The organism is Peptacetobacter sp. AB845 (assembly GCF_047528295.1).
Taxonomy (GTDB): domain Bacteria; phylum Bacillota; class Clostridia; order Peptostreptococcales; family Peptostreptococcaceae; genus Peptacetobacter.
On the sequence record NZ_CP180001.1, the window covers coordinates 896,677 to 917,068 of the forward strand.

A 20,392-nucleotide genomic window follows, 5' to 3' on the forward strand; every position below is an offset into this window, starting at 1 on the left:
GGTGACTATAAATGAAAGAAAATAATAAATATCTTGAATATCTTGAGGATAGTAGAAATCACTACCTTATAAAGAATAATCTAAATCTAGAGAAGGCTAAAGAGTTTTTACCAAATGATTTTTACTTATATCATATACAGGAACTTACTTTTGAAGAAAAAGCTCCTAGAAAAGAAGCACTTGAAAATGTTCTTAGTGCTATGAGGATAGATGGGATAAATTTCATATATCTAATAGTTGGGGATGGAGTGGGTGTTAATTTCTATTTTGGAGTAGCAAGAGATCTTAGTAAAAATAAAGAGTTAGAATTAAATGTATCTGAAGTTGGTAACTATATACTTAAGCCTAGTATAACGGGTAATTTTAGAGGAAGTAAAGTAAAAAATGTTGAAAATACTGCAAAATATAAACTAAAAGAAAAAATAAATAATTTCAATTATCATAGTGTAGTTGAAGGTGTGCCAGGTATAAATGAAGATAATGAAAATTTTCAAGGTGTAGATAGACTTGTTGATGTAATGTTAGGAGATGAGTTTTGTGTATCTATAATAGCATCTCCATTAAATAAAGATGATATAATAAATATTGAGAAGTATTTGTATGAAGCGTATTCGGCTATTTCTTATAAATCAAAGGATGTTATACAGATAGGAAATAGTAAATCAGATTCTAAATCAGAAGGAACAAGTGAAACATCTGGAAGTTCAAAGAATAAAGGTAGAAATGATTCTAAATCTAAAAGTACTGCAAAGAGTGAAGGTGAAACAGAAACAGAAACTGAAAATGATTCTATAACAATAGGTAAAAATAAAAGTGAGAGTAAAACCAAAAATGAAAGTAACAACTCAACTAATCATTCGAGTGGAGAAAATTCAAGCAAAACGAATGGTAGCAGTAATTCAAAAGGAACTAATAAGGGAAAAACTGAGACAGAAACTTTTTCATACAGTAATAATTATGGAGAAAGTGAATCAAAAGGTATAACAAATTCAAAAAATGTAACTGTAGGAGAAACAACTAGCGAAAATAAGACATTAGAGTATGCTGATAGAGAGGCTCAGGAATGGATTAAGTATTTGGATGATGTGGTTATACCCAGAATAGACTATGGTAAAAGCAAGGGTACATTTATGACAACTACTATACTTTCGGCTAATCATAAGGCTACTTTAATGAAGTTAGGTAATACAATGAAATCATTATACTCTGGAGTGAAGGGAAATAAAGTTACTTTGGAAATGTATTATATAGAAAATAATAATTATCTTGATTATTACAAAAATTTCCAAATACCTAAATTGGACTTAAAAAATGACAAGAATTTAAATAACAAAGTTCCTATGGCAGTTTTATCTCAATATAAAAAAGAAGGGGATTTTAAATATGCAAATTGGATATCGACAAATGAGTTGAGTATCATAGCTGGATTACCTCAGAAAGAAGTTGTAGGTTTATCTCTTAAAGAAGAGGTTGAATTTGGACTTAACTTTAAACAAGATATAGATGATAAAAATAAAATAAAAATAGGGAAACTTGTACAAAGTGGAAATAAAACGGATATAGATGTATATATTGATAAAGATAATCTTAATAAGCATACATTTATAACAGGTGTAACTGGTAGTGGAAAAACTACAACATGTCAAAATATATTAATGTCTAGTGATTTACCATTTATGGTAATAGAGCCAGCTAAGACAGAGTATAGAATACTTACTGAAAGTTATAATGATATAATTATATTTACTTTGGGAAAGGAAAACATAGCTCCGTTTAGATTAAATCCGTTTGAATTCTATGAACATGAGAATATATCATCTAGGGTTGATATGATAAAAGCATGTATAGAAGCATCTTTTGATATGGAGGCTGCAATACCACAGATAATAGAGTCTGCTATATATGAATGTTATGAGGATTTGGGATGGAATATAGCTACTAATAAAAATATGAAATATAAGTACCCATTTATAGACGGAGTATATGCATTTCCGACAATATCAGATCTTATAAGTAAAACCGAAGATGTTGTAAATCGTCAGGGATTTGATGAAAGATTAAAACGAGATTATATTGGTTCTATAAAAGCAAGATTACAGGGATTGGCAGTAGGTTCAAAAGGTCTTATGTTAGATACAAAAAGATCAATTAATTTTAAGGAACTCGTAAATAGAAAAGTAATAATAGAACTTGAAGAAATAAAAAATGCTAATGAAAAATCTTTAATTATGGGATTTATACTATTGAATCTAAATGAAGCAATAAAAGCTAATTTTTATAAAGATAGTAAGTTTAAGCATATAACTTTAGTAGAAGAAGCACACAGATTGCTTAGCAAGTATGAACCAGGTGATAGTTTGAATAAAAACAAGGAGTCGAAGTATTTACTGATATGTTAGCAGAAGTAAGAAAATATGGAGAATCACTTATTATAGTTGATCAGATACCTAATAAACTTACTTCAGAAATATTAAAGAATACAAATACAAAGATAGTACATAAAATATTTGCTCAAGATGATAAGGATGCTATAGGAAATACCATGGCATTAAAAGAAGAACAAAAGGAATTTATGTCTTCGCTTGATGTAGGAAGAGCAATTGTATTTACACAAGGATGGGATAAAGCTCTTCAAGTACAAATTGATACAGCAACAAATACGACTGGAGATAATTTGATATCAGATAAAATAATAAGACGAAAAGCACTTCAGTTTTACCAAGAAAATTATAAAACAGGTGTATTTTTAGGAATGGAAATGTTTAAAAATCAGCCATCGGTTGAGGAAGTTGATAATTATATTGAATTTTTACAAGACGCAATAATTGTAAAAGAGTATAAAAATCTTGTAGAGTCAAGAAAAAGTAGATTTAAATTTAAGGAGTATATAGAAAATAAGTCTAAAATAAAAGATTTGGAAATAGTAGCAGGTTATTTAACAAAACTATTATACGAGGAAAATGATGATGTATGCATGGAAGAAATAAGAAGAACTATTTTAAATCTTATATCTAGTGAAGAAGAAGAGATTTGTTTAAAGGGTGAAGCAAGAGATATTTTAAGATGCATATCAAGGAGGGATTAGTATGTCATTTTTAGGAGCAGTATGTAGTGTAGTAATGTCAGGAGCAAGTGCTGTATGTTCATGTATAGCATCAGTTGGTGCTAAATTAGGTGGAATAGTAGGAGGAGCTATAAGTAAACTTGGTGAAATTATCTCTAAAATTCCTGATTTAGGGATAGGTGAAGTAATTAATATAGTAGACACAGTATCTAAAATAGTTGAGGTAGTATCAAAATTATTAGGAATATCTACAAATGATAATACTGAAGAACTAGGTGCTAAAGCTCTGGAGTGTGATAAAAAGCCAGATGATTTTGATACAGTTGGAGAGTACATAAAATATGTGGAAAATGAAATCGAATTAGATAAGGAAAAATTTAATTCAATGAGTAAAGAAGAAAAGGCTGTATGTTCAGCTGTTGGTGCAGGGATATTATTATCTGGTATTTCTGAAAACAAAAAGGTAGATGTGGAGATGGATTTCATAGTCGAAGCTGCAAAGCAAGGTTTTAGTGCTAAAGAAATAAATGATCTTATTGATAAATTTAAAGAGCATGGTGTAGCTTTAAATTTATCGAAATATCTAAAAGGAGAATTAACTTCTTCAGAAAATAAAGAGTTCACTCCGGTCTTAAAAGAATATTTAAAAGAAGTAAATCCAGATTTGGATGAGGATGGTATAGAACAAAGAATTGATGAAATGATGGAAATAGCAATGAGAAAGTAGGAAGAAAATTAAATGATTTATAAATGTATGTTTATAATTGAAGATGATACAATAAAAACTTTATATTATAGAGAGAATAAGATAGAATTGATAAAATTTAAAGGCGATGACTTCTATAAATTCGATAATGATTTTATGAATTGGTGGGAAGAGGTATCCTCGTATATATCAGGAGTTACTAATGTTGATGTATGCGTATTATCAAAAGAAGGAACTGATATAGATATTGACAAATTTTTAGGGAATATAAAAAAATACGATTCTGTATCAAAAAGTAGTTGGAAAAAGAAAGAAGTAGAGGATATTGTAGGAGAATATTTAAAAGGTAGAAATATAAAAATAAAGCACTATAAAAATAAAGTTATAGTAAAAAACAGTTTAGTTTTGGGAAAAATAGATAGTTGGAATTTATATATTTATCCAGAAAAAGATTTGTTTTACAATCAAGTAAAAACTAATGCAGAGAATAAAATTTTAGAAGAAGGTATGATAGCAAAATACTATAGGGATAAGACTAATAGAATTAAAGATATTAAAAATTAATAAATTTATTTGTGAAATAGAAAAAGCAAGAAGATATTAATTATTTTCTTGCTTTAACTTTTTATAAATATTCTGTATTTATCTGTTAATCGTGCGTAAATTATTGAAATTTAAATATATGTATGTTACACTAAAATGTAAGAATATATTCGATAAACAGGAGGGAACAGTATGGTTAATGTTTTAATGGCGTTACAGGTTGCACTTGGTATAGCTTTAATAATAGTTATAATGCCACAGGAAAATAAAACTGCTATGCCTTCTCAGTATGGAGCAGAAGGAAATCAGACATACTTCAAACCAAAGGGAAAACAGGCATTTTTAAACAAAGTAACTAAAGTAGTGTCAGTTTTATTCTTTTTAAATGCACTAGCATTAATAATAGTTACAAAATAGTCTGCAACCGGCCATTGCTAGACTAGAGGATTTTAAAATTAAATTTAATTTTGAAGTTAGAGATACCGTTGATGTCACTAGATGTTGACGGTATTTTTATTTTAAAAATATTTAATATAAAATATATTAATATCTTGAAAATTATTATATAATATTGAGAAATAACAAAATAAACAATAAATAAAAAAATTCTCAAAAAATTTAATAAAACAAACAAAATAACACAGATTTAGCTTACAAAAACTAAATAAGGTGTATAATATAGTAAACATCAATAAAGATATATATGTAGTAAATAATATAAATTAGAGAAAAAAAGAAGGAGGTATAACTATGATACCTGGATTAAAAGAACAATTAGTAGGTTTAATAAACGAACCTGGATACGTTCCACTAAAAATGGAAGAACTAGCAAAAATATTTGACATACACACATCAGAAAGACCAATGTTCTACAACTTCATAGAAGAATTAGAGCAGGATGGATATGTAGTTAGAACTAAAAAGAACAAAATAATGTCTGCAGAACAAGCAGGACTTTTTGTTGGAAAGTTTGTCGCACACGAAAAAGGATTTGGATTTGTTGAATCAGATGAAGAATTTGTACAGGACTTATTCATTCCAGCAGACTATGTAGAAACTGCAATGCATGGAGATAGGGTAGTTGCAGAGGTTATAAAGGAAGCGACTGATGAAAGAAGAGCAGAAGGAAAAATACTTAGAATAGTTAAGAGAGAAATAACTGAGGTTGTAGGTACTTTCCAGAAATGCGATGCAAGATTTGCATTTGTCGTTCCAGATAGCAAGAGACTTACAAAAGATGTATATGTTCCAAAATCAGGATTTAACGGCGCAACTACTGGAGACAAAGTTGTCTGCAAGATAACTTTATACCCAAGAGCTGGCAAAAAACCTGAAGGTGTAATAACTGAGGTTATAGGGAAAAAGGGAGATAGATACGTTGAAATAGACTCTATTGTAAGGGCAAATAATTTACCTGATGATTTCCCTAAAAAAGTTCAGAGAGAGGCAGAACAGATAACTGCTCCAACAGAGGCTGATTTTGAAGGAAGACTTGATTTAAGAGATTGGAATATATTCACAATAGATGGCGATGATGCTAAGGATTTAGACGATGCTGTTTCTATAGAAAAATTAAAAAATGGAAACTACAAACTGGGGGTACATATAGCAGATGTAAGCCATTATGTAACTGAGGGCAGCAAAATAGACAAAGAAGCACTGAAAAGAGCAACTTCTGTTTATCTAGTAGATAAGGTAATTCCAATGCTTCCAAAGGAATTATCTAACGGTGTCTGCAGTTTAAATCGGGGCGAGGATAAACTTGCACTTTCTGTAATAATGGAAATAGACAGACATGGTACAGTTGTGGACCACGATATTAGAGAAACTGTGATAGATTCAAAAGCGAGAATGACTTACACAGAAGTGTCTGACATTCTTGAAAAAAATGACGAAAAATTATGCAAAACATTTGCTCACTTAGTAGATGATTTTAGAACAGCTGAGGAACTAGCTAGAATACTTATGGATAAAAGAGATAGAAGAGGAGCTATAGATTTCAACTTCCCAGAATCTAAGATAGTACTTGACTCTGAGGGAATCCCTGTTGATATAGAGCCTTACGAAAGAAGAATAGCAAACAGAATGATAGAAGAATTCATGCTTGTTACAAATGAAACTGTTGCAGAACATTTCTACTGGTTAACAATGCCATTTGTCTACAGAATTCACGAAAACCCATCTGATGAAAAAATGGCTACTTTAGGAAAATTCATATCTAGCTTTGGATACAAGGTAAATAATGGAAAAGATGAGGAAGTTCATCCAAAAGCATTACAGACTGTCCTTAAAAAGATAGCTGGAAAACCAGAAGAAAGCGCAATAAGTGCAATAATGCTTAGATCTTTAAGACAGGCGAGATATTCTCCAAACTGTGAAGGTCACTTTGGTCTAGCAGCTAAATTCTACTGCCACTTCACTTCTCCAATAAGAAGATATCCTGACCTTCAGATACACAGAATTATAAAAGAAGTGATAAATGGAAGAATGGATAAAAAAGCAAAGGCTCACTTTGAAGCAGTTGTTTCTTATGCATCAGACCATTCATCTGAACAGGAAAGAGCAGCAGATGTTGCAGAAAGAGAAGTTGACGATTACTACAAAGCAGTATACATGGAAAAAAGAATTGGTCAGGAATATGACGGTACTGTCTCAGGGGTTACAAACTTCGGTATATTTGTAGAGCTACCTAGCAGCGTTGAAGGTCTTGTAAGACTTGCCGATATGGGAGATGACTACTACAATTACGACGAAGAAAACTTCTGTGTCCTTGGAGAAAGAACTAAGAAAATGTACAAAATAGGTGACTCTGTAAGAATAAAAGTAGTAAACGTAGATATAGACAGAAAAGAAATAGACTTCAAGATACTTAAAAAATATTAGAACTATATTTAATAGAAAATAGAACTATATATTAAATCGAAAGTAATTTGTTTGGGAGGTGTTTGAGATGATTTCAGAAAATGGCAACCTACTAAAAAAATTAATAAAAGATGGAAGACCTGTATCAGAAGCTTCTAAGGAAAATTCAAAATCTGCGGAATCTGAGTATCTAAAAAATAGATTGAAAATATCTAAATTCGACGTGAGTGAATTTGGGATAGATGAAGAATTTGACGAGAGAATAATTAAAGAAGCGTGCAGGCTTTCAGATGAACGAATTGAATACGAGATAAATAAAAGAGTTGATTTGAGGGACTTAAAGACTTTTACAATAGATGGAAAAAATTCTAAGGATTTGGACGATGCAATAAGTATAAACAAGAATTTTAATGGGAATTATATTTTAGGAGTTCATATTGCAGATGTGAGCCATTATGTGAGAGAGTACAGTAGCATTGATAAAATGGCGAGAAGAAGAGCAACTTCTGTATACCTTAATGATAGAGTGATTCCAATGCTACCACCAGAGATTTCAAACGGGATATGTAGTTTAAATCAAGGAGAGGAGAAGCTAACTCTATCTGTATTAATGGAAATTGACAAGCATGGACGAACTGTAAACCATTGGATTTGTGAAAGTGTGATAGCATCTCATCTAAGAACAAATTACGACGATGTATCGGATATTATAGAAAATAAAGATAAAAAGTTAATGGAGCAGTATAAAGATTTTATACAGGATTTTGAAGAGGCTGATAAATTATCACAAATTTTGAGAGATAGAAGGATGAAAAGAGGCGCTTTAAGTTTTGATACTCCAGAAAAGAGGGTTATTTTGGATGAAAATAGAATTCCAATCGACCTTATTACAGAGGAGAGAAGGGCTGCAAATATTATAATAGAGGAGTTTATGATAGTTGCCAATGAAACTGTAGCAAAGCATTTTGTAAATGAGGAAATTCCTTTTATTTATCGAATCCTAGAAAATCCACATAGAAATAAAAATAAAGTCCCTTCTACATTTATAACTACTTATGATTTAGGGCTTAGAGAAATTGAATTAGACGAGATAACACCTTTAGACATTCAGAGGATGATAAATAGCGTTCCTGATGAAGGTGTTGAGGAGCTTTTGAAGTGTATAGTTAGGAAGGCAAATAGACAGGCGAGATATTCTAGCTCTTGCACAGAGCACTACACACTTGCTACAAACTGTTACTGTCACTTTACTTCACCGATTAGAAGGTATCCAGATCTTCAAATACACAGGATAATTAAGGATTATTTGAATGGAAGAATGACAGAGGCTAGAAGACAGCACTATGGAAGCTTTATCGAGGAAGTTGCTGAAATAAGCACATTGAAGTCGAGAACTGCTGATAGGGCTGAAAGAGAAGCAGAAAACTATTATAGAAAAATATATAGAGCAATTCAAGAATCATATTTGATGAGATAAAAAATGGCTGTTGTAAAATTTTACAACAGCCAATATTTTATAATATTGTTGAAAAAATAAATATACTTCCTACACCAACTACAAGAGATATAGGTATAGATTTAAATTTTGCAGCAACAATTGCAACAAGTACAAATGCTAGTATTTTTGGATTTGATAAGCTCATAAATAAAGCATCGTCCTTGAAAAATACATCTTTTGCAACAAGTGCACTAAGCATTGCAACGGGTACAAATTTTAAAGCTTCTTTTAACCAATTTGGCATTTCTTTACCTGCAAAAAGAAGAAGTGGCAATACTCTTGGAGCATAAGTAACTGCACCCATTCCAAGGCATACTAATAATATCGACATATTACTCATCTGCAACAGCTCCTTCCTTATTTTTTGAAGTTTTTAACATTTTTTCTATTATAAGTCCTGAAGCACAGGCGATTATTGGAGAAACCACCATTATTAGACTGCTACGAGTCATGCTATAAAGTGCTATAAATGATAAAACTGAAATAATTGCAACTAAAACATAAACAAAATTCTTGATGGCACCCATTATCATAGTTGTGAATAGGGCAGTTATGATAAATCCTGATATATAAGTATCTATACTTATAAAATTACCTAAAAATGATCCAGCACAGAAGCTTAATAGCCAAATTGCTAAACATAGGTAATTTACTAGCATTGCTCTAGTATCATCCCATCTACCTGAAATATATCTTTCATAATTTACAGCAAAAGTTTCATCTGTTAAACCAAGTCCAAAAGGAATTATGTACTTAGGACTTTTATTTTTTATAACCATATTTAAATTTGAACTCATTAAGAAATGTCTTAGATTTATAATCAATGTTGTAATGATTATAGAAGAAATCGGTGCACCAGTGGCTATCATAGATGCAGCGATATACTGTGCACTCCCACTAAAAACTAAAAGCGACATTAAAAAAATAAAGAACAAATTTACCCCAGAAGCGTTTAATAAAATTCCACCAACCAACCCTATTGGAACATAAGCGATAAAAATTGGTATAGACGCACGAAAAGCGTCTCTGAACGCATCTCTGTCTACAGACTTGAACATAAAAAAATCATCCTCTCCTTAATATTCTAATAATATAACAAACTATATTATATAGTAAAAATCTGGGGAATAAAAGGTATTCGAGTATATTATTCGATTAATATAAGTAATCTTATTAATAAAATGTAAAACTAACTTAATGATAGTTTAATATTTTTATTTAATGAAATCCTGTTAAAAGGATTTAAGACAATATTTTTAATAATTAAGTTGGAAAATAAAAAAGTGTGTTGCAATAATTTTAAAACTTATATTTTGGTTATAATAATAGCAAACCGAACTCGACAATGCGACTTGATCGCCTGGAGAGGAGGTTGCTATTATTTTACCAAAATTAGTTTTTAAAATTATGCACACACCTTTATTTATTAGTCAATTTCATTATTATCCATACCTGAATTTCCTGGCATAAATCCACTTCCAAATTCTCTGTAGATTGAAGAAGTTGGAGCTAACCAAACTTTTCCTGTTCCAGAGTAAGTATTAAGGAACCCTTCGCCACTCATTGCAGATTTGAACAGTGATTTCTGAGATTTAGTTACTGAGAAATTAACAGATGAAGTTCTTGCAAATGAGAAATCTCCATCAACTTTTAACTCTTCGCTTCCATTTAAGTCATATTCTACGATTTCGTTTTTAGGAACTGATAATTCTAATATTAAAACACCTGTTCCTGAAACCCGTAGCTGGAATATTCCGTCGCCACCAAGTATTGCTGAAGAGACATTTTTCTGAGAAACAGCTTTTAATTCAAGAGAATCAGAGCAGCAGTAGAATACGCCTTTATCTATTATTATTGTTTCGTTTTTTAATTCCATTAAGAAGTAGTGTTTGAAAGATGGTTCTAGGTAGATTTCTCCAGTTCCTTTGTATGAAGGTTTAACTAAAGATTCGCTAGTTAGTGCGCCAGAGATACCTTTTTTGAAGAAACCTCCAACACCTCCCATTTTAGCATCTGAAACAAGAGTTCCCTTAGAGTAGTAAAGAGCACCTGCTTCTGTTTTTACAGAAGAGTTGTTTAATTTAACTCTTACAATTCTAGATCTTAGCCCAGCCTGTTTTGCAAAGTAAAGCCCCATAGCCATAATAGGATCTGAAGCTCCATCTAAATTTTCAAATTCAAGAACTTCAAAAGTAGAGCCTCCATCGCTTATGCTTTCAATAACTTTCATTTTTTCTTTTAATTCCATAGAATCATCCCCTTTCAAGAGTTTGGAAAAATAAATTTGTGTTTACGATAAATACTGAAAATTCTATCAATATTTATACTTTAATTATAATTCATTTTGCTTTTATGATAAAGATTTTTATTTGTTATTGAATTTTTATTTGTTATTGAAAAAATTGACACATATTTTCTGTTGTGATATAGTATAACTTAGCTTAAAAATATTTTTGTGAAGAAGGTGAGAAGATATGGCAGGAGTAAAGGTACTTGCGACAAATAAAAAAGCTAGACATGAGTTCTTTATAGAGGAAACTTATGAATGTGGTATAGAGCTAAAAGGAACAGAGGTTAAATCTATTAGACGGGGTAGAGTCAATTTAAAAGAAGGATACTGCTCAGTTGATAATGGAGAAGTGTTCATGAAGCAGGTTCATATAAGCCCATACGAACAGGGAAATATCTTCAATGTCGATCCTCTTAGAGTTAGAAAACTTCTTCTTCATAAGCACGAGATAAGAAAACTTATCGGTGCAACTACTGTTAAAGGATATTCTTTAGTTCCTTTAAGTATGTATTTAAAAAATGGTAGAGTTAAAGTTGAGATAGCTCTAGCAAAAGGTAAAAAATTATACGATAAACGTCAGGATCTTGCTAAAAAAGATGCTAAGAGACGTATAGAAAGAGAAATGACAGGTAAATATTAATTATTTGTGTTTTTTATGATTAGTGGTATAATATACTTAATTATAGTATGTTAATACTTAATATAAATAAAAGCTTTTTGCTTTTCAAAATTAATTAGAGTTTGTGTTTGAAACATAGTTCCTTTATGGAAGTTTTAATACTTCTTAATAATAAGGGAGTGTAAAGGTTTCGACGGGGGTTTAGCACCTGAGGCTGCGTGTCGTGTTACTCTGGGTCACGTAAAAACTGGGGAATTTAAAATAAACGCAAACGATAATTACGCATTAGCTGCCTAATTGCAGCTTGTCCCTCTTAGCCCTCCTGCCGGTTAAGACTGGACATCATCTATGCAGGGAACTACTTTTTGGATGCCGCGACTAAAAGTGGACTAATTGTGGCTGGTTGATGGTATCGCCTGTTGCTCGGCTATACTTGATACGAGATAAATAAAGAGACAACTACACACGTAGATGCAGCGGGGAAAGAGCTTTCGGACAGGGGTTCGACTCCCCTCACTTCCACCAATTAAAAATGTGGAAACATTAGAAATACTGATCTTTTAGGTCAGTATTTTTTTTATTGGAAAAATTACAGAATAAAAAATTGTCACCTTTTGAAAATAAAAAACTAAAAAGAAATATCAAGAACAGGACAAACCAAAACATGAAAAAAATAACCCTAAAAACACTTAATAATCTAAAGTCTACATAGTAAAAAGTAATAATAAATACAATTAAAATAAACAAAAATTGTGCATAATATAACAAAAAGTACACACTATTAGAATTTTACAAAAATATCAATACTAATAAACTAAAGTTATCGACGATAAATTAGGAAAACGATAACAATGCTTAATGTATAAAAGAATACGATGAAAAATAGTAAAAAGTGAAAAAATAAGTGGGAATAAAATATATGATGAAAAAAAAGTTTCGGAAAATACGTTGAAAAGCTTTACACTAAATGTTAAATATGTTATATTATAGACAAAGAAACAGGCCTGTATAAAAAAATCTCAAGGAGGAACTATTATGTCAGTTTTTGAAATGCCAAAATATAGACATCCAGACTTTTCAGAAGAAATGTTTGTAAATGCACCGAATGCTAAATATGAAGAAGCGGAAAAAGATGGAGTACTTCCAGATTACTATCACAGTACATCTATGTACCCAGAATATTTTAAAATAGATGGAGAATGGAAACTTGCAGAAGAAAGCCGTATGGACTCTTGTGTAGTTCTTAAAGATGATGGAACATTAGCAGTTGTAGAATCAAGAAACGTTAAAAAAGGCGACAAAGTAATGCTTGGTAGAACTGAAAGATGTGAAGAAGGTTGCTACATGTACTGCCACGGATTTGAAGAACCAACTGAAGGATTAGACGACCAGTTCGTATTCCGTCAGGGAAGAAGCCGTGAAACATCATACGCTAGAGATTATGACAAATTATTTGAATTATTAAAATATGAAAAAGAACATGGTGGAAAAATAGTTTGGGTTATGGGACCAGCATTCGCATTCGATGCTAATGCAAGAGCAGCAATGCAGGCATTAGTTGAAAACGGATATGCTCATGGACTATTAGCAGGTAATGCATTAGCAACTCACGACTTAGAAGGTGCTTTATTACACACTGCTTTAGGACAGGATATATATACTCAGCAGTCTCAGCCTAATGGACATTACAACCACTTAGACGTACTTAACAAAGTAAGAAGAAGTGGATCTATACCACAGTTCATGAAAGATTATGACTTAAATGACGGAATTATATGTAGTTGTGTAAACAACAATGTACCAATAGTACTTGCTGGTTCTATACGTGATGACGGACCACTTCCAGAAGTTTATGGAAATGTTTATGAAGCAGCAAATGCAATGAGAGCAATAGTAAAAGATGCTACAACAGTTATATGTCTAGCTACAATGTTACATACAATAGCAGTAGGTAATATGACTCCTTCATTCCGTGTATTAGAAGATGGAACTATACGTCCAGTATATCTATACACAATAGATGCAGATGAATTCGTTGTTAATAAACTTCTTGACAGAGGTAGTTTAGCTGCAACAACAATGGTAACAAACGTTCAGGACTTTATAACTCGTGTTGCTAAAGGACTTGACTTAATGAAATAATTAGTTTGACTAGTTCAAAAAATAATACGAAATTGGAGAAGCTGTTATGAAAAAAGGTGTATTCGGAAAATTAGCTTTGCTATTCGTAGCTGTTGCTTGGGGTAGTTCAATGGTTGTTATCAAAGGTTCTACTGATATACTACCAGCAGGATCTCTTCTTGCTTGGCGTTTTACAATCGCAGCTTTAGTTTTAGGAATAGTAAATATAAAGAGATTAAAACAAATTGATAAAGAATATATAAAAAGTGGGATACTTATAGGGGTATGTCTATTCATGGCATACTTTACACAGACTTTAGGTGTTATGCTTGAAATGCCTGGTAAGAGTCACTTCTTATCATCAGCATACTGTGTATTCGTACCATTCTTAGGATGGATAATATTAAAAGAAAGACCTAAGATTTATCACATAATAGCAGCTGTAATGTGTGCGGTAGGTATAATACTAGTTTCTCTAGTAGGAAGCTTCAGCATAAGCTACGGAGATAGTATATCTATAGCAAGTTCAGTATTCTGGGCTGCACAGATAATAGCTATAGCTAAATGGGGTAAAGACAAAGACCCAGTTCTAATAACTATATTAGAATTCGTTGTATGTGCTGTTCTAGCATGGGTATTCACATTAACTATGGAAGATCCATTTGCTATACAGTGGAATGCAGCAGCTGTTGGTGGAGTATTATATCTTGGTGTTGTTTGTTCTGGTATATGTTTCTTATTACAGACAATTGCACAGAAAACAGAAGATCCAACAAGTGTTTCTATAATATTAAGTTTCGAAAACATATTCGGACTAGTATTCGGAGCAGTGTTCTTCGGTGAAACATTTACTCCTCAGTCAATATTAGGATTCACACTAATGTTCTTAGCTATAATAATAGCTGAAACACAGTTATCATTCCTAAAAAAGAAAAAAGTAGCTGAATAAATTAAATAAAAGTGAAATTTTAATGTATTGATTATAATGTATCGGCGGTAAAATTTTACCGCCGATATAATTTATTTAAGATTGTATATCAATATAACTTGTAAGTATAAAAAAACTCTGCTATCCTAAAATAAGAAAATTTATAATAAAGTGAGGAAATGATATGGAGATACTAATTATAGATGCACAGGGTGGCGGCATAGGAAAACAATTAATAATAGAAATAAATAAAAACTTTAAAAATGCAAATATAACTGCTGTTGGAACAAATTCAGTTGCAACAACAAATATGTTAAAAGCAGGAGCAACAAATGCAGCTACAGGAGAAAATGCAGTTGTTGTTGCTTGTAGAAAAGCAGATATTATAATAGGACCAGTAGGTATAGTTATAGCAGATTCTATGTACGGTGAAATAACACCAAAAATGGCAGTTGCAGTTGGCCAGAGTCTAGCTAAAAAATTACTTATACCTATGAACCATTGCAACAATATAATTGTTGGAGTGGAAAATAAAAGGATGAATGAGTTCATTTCAGAAACAATCAATGAACTTAAATCATATTTATAATTACTAGAAGTATTAAAAAAGTAGCAAGAAGCTTACAATTTATACAGGAAGTATAAGAAATAATAAAAAATTATATACTATTAATAACTAAGGCATATTTAGACATCTATATAAATAAAAAGTACCAGAAGGTATGAGTAAATTCAGTAGAATAAAAGATATGCTTTTTTAGTGGAAATGAGGACTAATATGAACAAAAAAATTGTAAGTTTAGTATCTACAGCTATGGTATTACCAATGCTACTTGTAGGTTGTGGGAAAAAAGAAGCGAGTAATTCAAATCCAGAAGACGGAATAAAAATTTATATTGGATCATCAATATTTGATGATAGTTTAGACCCAATAAAGGGCGGGATGTCAAACGGATATCCATTTACAAATAACGCACTATTAAAGGTAAATAGTGATTCTAAGTACGTAGGAGACTTAGCAAAAGAGTGGAAAGTAAGTAATGATGCTTTAACATACACATTTGATTTAAATGATGGTGTTAAATTTAGTGATGGAAGCGAAATGAATGCAGAGGATGTTGTATTTACATACAATACTGTAAAAGAAAATCAGGCTCACAATGAAAACGTTGACTTAACATATTTAGAGTCTGTAAAAGAAGTGGATAAGGATACAGTAGAATTTAAATTAAAAGAACCATATTCACCATTCTTAGATACAACAGCTCAGTTAGGAATAGTTCCTTCAGATGCTTATGATAGCAAAACATTCGACACTCAGCCAATAGGAACTGGTGCGTATAAAGTAGCTCAGTATGATGCAAGTCAGCAGATAATATTAGAAGCAAATGAAAACTATTTTGGAAAAGCTCCAGAAATAAAGAAAGTTACAATAGTTAATATGGAAGAAGACGCAGCCTTTTCATCAGCTAAAGCTGGAGAATTAGATGTTGCAATGGTTGGAACAAATTACGCTAATGAAAAAATTCCAGGTATGAAAATAGAAAAATTAGAAACTATGGACGTTCGTAATGTAGGACTTCCTGTTAGACCTGTTAGCGAAGTTAAGAGTCCAAGCGGAGAAATGGTTAAAGTTGGTAACAATGTAACATCAGACCCAGCAGTTAGAAAAGCGCTTGCGATAGGTATAGATCGTAAAAAAATAATAGAAAATGCTTCAAATGGAATAGGACAGCCTGCAGTAAACTTTACAGATAACCTTGTTTGGGCTAGTACAGATAACTACGAAGATAATAAAGTAGATGAAGCTAAAAAACTTTTAGATGAAGCTGGATGGAAAGAAACTGAAAGCGGAATTCGTGAAAAAGACGGACAGAAATGTACATTTGATTTATATGCATCAGCAGGAGAAACAGATAGATACAATTTATGTGTAGCACTTGCTGAAAATGCAAAAGAACTTGGTATAGATATACCAGTAAAAACAGCTACTTGGGATGAAATATTAACATTACAGAATACTTCAGCAATCTTATGGGGTTGGGGACAGTATTCACCAACAGTTTTATCTTCATTATATAATTCAGAATTATTCTTATCTGGAGGATATGATAATGTTGTTGGTTACAATAATCCAGAAGTAGATGCAAAAATAAAAGAAGCTATAAATGCAAATTCTCAGGAAGATGCAATAGCAGCATGGAAAGAAGTTCAGGGATTAGCAGATAAAGATCATTCTAACTTATTCCTAGTGAATATAGAACACTGCTACTTTATATCAGATAAATTAGATATATCAAAAGATACACAGATTCCTCATCCTCATGGACACGGAACACCAATTGTATGTAATATAGCAGATTGGAAATTAAAATAATACGGAGATAGATTATGAAGAGTTGGAGAAAAATATTAGGAGAATGCCTGAGAATGGTACTGCTTTTAGTAGCAGTTAGTATAATAGCATTTTTATTAATAATAAAATCTCCTATAGATCCATTAGTTTCATATGTAGGAACTAATACAACTATCTCAGAAGAAGCTAAACAGGAAATTGCTGAGGAGTGGGACTTAAATGCCCCACCTTCTCAGCGTTTTATTACGTGGGGTGAACATGCTCTTAAGGGAGATTTAGGTATGTCAATTACCTACAAAAAACCAGTTTCTGAAGTAATAAAAACTAGGTTTTCTTATTCAATAGTTCTTATGGCTATTTCGTGGCTTCTTTCTGGAATAATAGGATTTATTTTGGGAGTAATATGCGGAATTATAGATGGTAGTATTTTTGATAGGATAGTTAAGACGTTTTGTCTGGTGGTAAAATCCGCACCGGTATTTTGGATAGGGCTTATAGTCGTATCTATATTTGCGGTTAAATTAGGATGGTTCCCTCTTGGAATGGCGGTACCTGCTGGTAAACTGGCATCGGAGGTAACGTTGGCGGATAAGATTCATCATTTAATTCTTCCTGTGCTTACACTTACAATAGTAAGTATTAGTGAAGTTGTTTTATATACAAGACAAAAAGTTATAGAAATAATGAATAGTGATTTTATATTATATGCAAAAACTAGAGGAGAAAACAGAAAACAGCTTATAACAAGACATATTTTAAGAAACGTATCGTTACCTGCGATAACAGTGCAGTTTGCTTCATTTAGTGAATTATTTGGAGGAATGGCACTTGCTGAGACAGTATTCGCATATCCTGGAATAGGAACTGCAATAACTGCTGCGGCATTAAATGGAGATGTTCCACTTCTATTAGGTATTTCAGTTTTTAGTGCAATATTTGTATTTGTAGGAAACTTAATAGCAAATATTCTTTATGGAGTATTTGACCCTAGAATAAGAGAGGTGGATGCTCGTGAATAAAGAAAAAGTATTTAATAGAAGAGTTTTTGTTGTTATATTAATGGCTGTTGCAGTTACATATCTAGTAGGTGTATTTGTTTGGGGATTATTTATGAACCCACGGACTTATGAGGCAAATTATGCAAATAAGTTTTTAGCACCTAGTTTAGCACATCCTTTTGGGACTGATTTTATAGGGAGAGATATGTTCCACAGAACTATAAAAGGTCTATCTAACAGTATAATCATAGGTGTGCTTGCTTCGATTGTAAGTTCAATCATAGCATTAGTAGCAGGAATTGCATCTGCTGTATTTGGCGGATGGGTAGATAAATTTGTAAACTGGTGTGTCGATTTATGTATGGGATTACCTCACTTAGTTTTATTAATGCTTATATCGTTTATGATGGGAAAAGGAGTAAAAGGTGTAACTATTGCAGTTGCTCTTACACATTGGCCATCTTTAACGAGAATAGTTAGATCTGAGGTTATGCAGATTCGTTCATCTCAATATGTAAAAGCGGCTTATAAAATGGGGAGAACAAAATCACAGGTTGCTTTCCAGCACATACTTCCTCATGTAATACCAGCTTATTTAATAGGACTAGTTTTATTATTTCCACATGCAATCATGCACGAGGCTTCAATTACATTTTTAGGATTCGGTATGCCTGCCGAAATGCCTGCAATAGGTGTAATTTTATCAGAAGCTATGCAGCATATTTCAACAGGAAAATGGTGGCTTGCATTATTCCCAGGATTGATGCTTTTAATAGCAGTGCTATTATTTGACGTTATAGGGGAAAATTTAAAGAAACTTTGGAATCCTGAAAGTGGAAATGAATAAGGAGAGTTTAAGATGACAAAAAAGAATATATTGAGTGTAGATGATCTAGTTGTATCTTTTAGTATGTATAAAGGACTCTTTAAAAAAGAAAGTTTGGAAGTTGTTCACTCATTATCACTTGATATTAATGAAGGAGAAATTGTTGCAGTAGTAGGTTCTAGTGGATCTGGAAAAAGTCTTTTAGCACATGCTATCTTAGGATTACTTCCTAAAAATGCAACAGTAGAGGGAAAAATCCTTTATGAAGGTGAAGAGCTTACAGATGAAAAAAGAAGTGAGTTGTTGGGGAGAAAGATGGTTTTCATTCCTCAGTCTATTGATTATCTAGATCCAGTTATGAAAGTAGGAAAACAGGCTCAAGGTGTTTATTCTACTAAGGAAAGACAAGAAGAGCTATTTAAAAAATATAAATTAGATAAAAGTGTAGAAGAAATGTATCCATTCCAGCTTTCTGGTGGTATGGCGAGAAGGGTGCTTGTATCGTCAGCGGTTATGGAAATGCCTAGACTTATAGTTGCAGACGAGCCAACTCCAGGACTTAGTGTAGATATGGCTATGGATACGTTAAAGCATTTCAGAGAAATTGCAGATAAGGGAGCAGGAGTACTTCTTATAACACATGATGTCGATTTGGCACTTCATGTAGCAGATAGAATAGCAGTATTTTATGCAGGTACAATATTTGAAATAGCTTCTACAAAAGACTTCCTTGAAGGTAGGGATGCACTTAGACATCCATACAGCAAGGAATTTATATCAGCATTACCACAAAACGAATTTAAGTCTATAGAAGGATTACAGCCTTATGCAGGTGAGCTACCTAAGGGATGTTTATATGCAAGTAGATGCCCTTATGTATCAGAAAAATGTGAAGGTAATATTCCTATGAGAGAGCTTAGAGGCGGAAAGGTTAGGTGTGTAAATGCAACTTAGTATAGAAAATATAAATTTTAGATATACAGAAAAATCTCCTTGGATTTTAAAAGATATAAATTTAAAAGTAGAATCAGGAGAGAGAGTAGGTATTATAGGGCCATCTGGTTATGGTAAGAGTACGCTTTCAAAAATAATTGCAGGTTATGAAAAACCTACATCAGGAAATGTACTTATAGATGGTAAGCCTATAGATGAAAAGGGATTTTGTCCCGTACAGATGATTCATCAGCATCCAGAGTTGTCTGTAAATCCAAGATGGAAAATGGATAAGATACTAAATGAATGTTGGCAACCAGATGACAAAATGCTAAAGCGTTTTGGAATAGAAAAAGAGTGGCTAAAAAGATGGCCAAACGAGCTTTCTGGTGGAGAATTACAGAGATTTTGTATTACAAGGGTTTTAGCACCAGAAACAAAATTTCTTATATGTGATGAGATTACTACTATGTTAGATGTTATTTCTCAGGCACAGATATGGAATGTGCTACTAAGTATAGCTGAAGAAAAAGATTATGGGATGATTATAGTAACACATAATATGGAATTGGCTAAAAGAGTGTGCACAAGAATAGTTGATTTAAGAGAAATAAATCACAAGTAATTATTATAGGAAATAAAATGGAG

Annotated in this window: 19 protein-coding genes and 1 other RNA gene; 17 read left to right on the plus strand and 3 right to left on the minus strand. The window is 32.0% G+C overall.

Annotated features, from left to right (window positions below; genetic code table 11):
- Nucleotides 1–11: 11 nt before the first annotated feature.
- The 7 genes from ACK2WO_RS04345 (at nt 12) to ACK2WO_RS04375 (ending at nt 8,652) form a co-directional block, all read left to right on the plus strand.
- Nucleotides 12–2,399 carry a helicase HerA domain-containing protein gene (locus ACK2WO_RS04345; protein WP_414698495.1) on the plus strand — a complete coding sequence of 796 codons (2,388 nt, stop codon included), beginning with the start codon at nt 12–14 and terminating at the stop codon, nt 2,397–2,399.
- Nucleotides 2,393–3,085: a hypothetical protein gene (locus tag ACK2WO_RS04350; RefSeq protein WP_414698496.1), complete on the plus strand. Its 693-nt coding sequence runs from the start codon at nt 2,393–2,395 to the stop codon at nt 3,083–3,085. Before ACK2WO_RS04345 ends, ACK2WO_RS04350 begins: the two co-directional genes overlap by 7 nt.
- A 1-nt stretch (nt 3,086) precedes the next feature.
- Nucleotides 3,087–3,791 carry a hypothetical protein gene (locus ACK2WO_RS04355; protein ID WP_414698497.1) on the plus strand — a complete coding sequence of 235 codons (705 nt, stop codon included), beginning with the start codon at nt 3,087–3,089 and terminating at the stop codon, nt 3,789–3,791.
- Between the two features lie 12 nt (nt 3,792–3,803).
- Nucleotides 3,804–4,334: a hypothetical protein gene (locus ACK2WO_RS04360; RefSeq protein WP_414698498.1), complete on the plus strand. Its 531-nt coding sequence runs from the start codon at nt 3,804–3,806 to the stop codon at nt 4,332–4,334.
- Between the two features lie 171 nt (nt 4,335–4,505).
- Complete coding sequence (gene secG, locus ACK2WO_RS04365) at nt 4,506–4,730, plus strand: preprotein translocase subunit SecG (protein ID WP_006439755.1); 225 nt, start codon at nt 4,506–4,508, stop codon at nt 4,728–4,730.
- Nucleotides 4,731–5,063: 333 nt separating this feature from the next.
- Nucleotides 5,064–7,196: a ribonuclease R gene (gene rnr / locus ACK2WO_RS04370; protein ID WP_414698499.1), complete on the plus strand. Its 2,133-nt coding sequence runs from the start codon at nt 5,064–5,066 to the stop codon at nt 7,194–7,196.
- Between the two features lie 67 nt (nt 7,197–7,263).
- Nucleotides 7,264–8,652, plus strand: a complete 1,389-nt coding sequence (locus ACK2WO_RS04375) for a ribonuclease R family protein (RefSeq protein WP_414698500.1) — start codon at nt 7,264–7,266, stop codon at nt 8,650–8,652.
- A gap of 37 nt (nt 8,653–8,689) precedes the next feature.
- Here the strand turns inward: ACK2WO_RS04375 and ACK2WO_RS04380 are convergent, their stop codons facing one another.
- The 3 genes from ACK2WO_RS04380 to ACK2WO_RS04390 all read right to left on the minus strand — a co-directional run bounded on the left by ACK2WO_RS04380 (nt 8,690) and on the right by ACK2WO_RS04390 (nt 10,921).
- Nucleotides 8,690–9,013, minus strand: coding sequence for an AzlD domain-containing protein (locus ACK2WO_RS04380; RefSeq protein WP_178411332.1), 324 nt, complete (start codon nt 9,011–9,013; stop codon nt 8,690–8,692).
- Complete coding sequence (locus ACK2WO_RS04385; protein WP_414698501.1) at nt 9,006–9,731, minus strand: AzlC family ABC transporter permease; 726 nt, start codon at nt 9,729–9,731, stop codon at nt 9,006–9,008. The genes ACK2WO_RS04380 and ACK2WO_RS04385 overlap by 8 nt, the downstream gene beginning before the upstream one ends.
- A gap of 368 nt (nt 9,732–10,099) precedes the next feature.
- Nucleotides 10,100–10,921: an AIM24 family protein gene (locus ACK2WO_RS04390; RefSeq protein WP_414698502.1), complete on the minus strand. Its 822-nt coding sequence runs from the start codon at nt 10,919–10,921 to the stop codon at nt 10,100–10,102.
- 226 nt (nt 10,922–11,147) lie between these two features.
- Between ACK2WO_RS04390 and smpB the strand changes: the two genes are divergently transcribed.
- The 10 genes from smpB to ACK2WO_RS04440 all read left to right on the plus strand — a co-directional run bounded on the left by smpB (nt 11,148) and on the right by ACK2WO_RS04440 (nt 20,369).
- Complete coding sequence (smpB, locus tag ACK2WO_RS04395) at nt 11,148–11,603, plus strand: SsrA-binding protein SmpB (RefSeq protein ID WP_118549326.1); 456 nt, start codon at nt 11,148–11,150, stop codon at nt 11,601–11,603.
- Nucleotides 11,604–11,757: 154 nt separating this feature from the next.
- Nucleotides 11,758–12,107, plus strand: a transfer-messenger RNA (tmRNA) gene (gene ssrA, locus ACK2WO_RS04400).
- A 510-nt stretch (nt 12,108–12,617) separates the two neighbouring features.
- Nucleotides 12,618–13,724, plus strand: coding sequence for a hypothetical protein (locus ACK2WO_RS04405; RefSeq protein ID WP_414698503.1), 1,107 nt, complete (start codon nt 12,618–12,620; stop codon nt 13,722–13,724).
- A 46-nt stretch (nt 13,725–13,770) separates the two neighbouring features.
- Nucleotides 13,771–14,652 (plus strand): EamA family transporter, encoded by an 882-nt coding sequence (locus ACK2WO_RS04410; RefSeq protein WP_178411328.1) that lies wholly within the window; start codon nt 13,771–13,773, stop codon nt 14,650–14,652.
- A gap of 163 nt (nt 14,653–14,815) precedes the next feature.
- Nucleotides 14,816–15,220: a DUF3842 family protein gene (locus tag ACK2WO_RS04415; protein ID WP_178411327.1), complete on the plus strand. Its 405-nt coding sequence runs from the start codon at nt 14,816–14,818 to the stop codon at nt 15,218–15,220.
- Between the two features lie 189 nt (nt 15,221–15,409).
- Nucleotides 15,410–17,008 (plus strand): ABC transporter substrate-binding protein, encoded by a 1,599-nt coding sequence (locus tag ACK2WO_RS04420; protein WP_414698504.1) that lies wholly within the window; start codon nt 15,410–15,412, stop codon nt 17,006–17,008.
- Between the two features lie 14 nt (nt 17,009–17,022).
- Nucleotides 17,023–18,006: an ABC transporter permease subunit gene (locus ACK2WO_RS04425; RefSeq protein WP_178411325.1), complete on the plus strand. Its 984-nt coding sequence runs from the start codon at nt 17,023–17,025 to the stop codon at nt 18,004–18,006.
- Complete coding sequence (locus ACK2WO_RS04430; protein ID WP_414698505.1) at nt 17,999–18,832, plus strand: ABC transporter permease; 834 nt, start codon at nt 17,999–18,001, stop codon at nt 18,830–18,832. Before ACK2WO_RS04425 ends, ACK2WO_RS04430 begins: the two co-directional genes overlap by 8 nt.
- Nucleotides 18,833–18,844: 12 nt before the next feature.
- On the plus strand, nt 18,845–19,765 hold the full coding sequence (locus ACK2WO_RS04435; protein WP_414698506.1) for an ABC transporter ATP-binding protein: 921 nt from the start codon (nt 18,845–18,847) through the stop codon (nt 19,763–19,765).
- Nucleotides 19,755–20,369: an ABC transporter ATP-binding protein gene (locus ACK2WO_RS04440; protein WP_414698507.1), complete on the plus strand. Its 615-nt coding sequence runs from the start codon at nt 19,755–19,757 to the stop codon at nt 20,367–20,369. Before ACK2WO_RS04435 ends, ACK2WO_RS04440 begins: the two co-directional genes overlap by 11 nt.
- Nucleotides 20,370–20,392 lie beyond the last annotated feature (23 nt).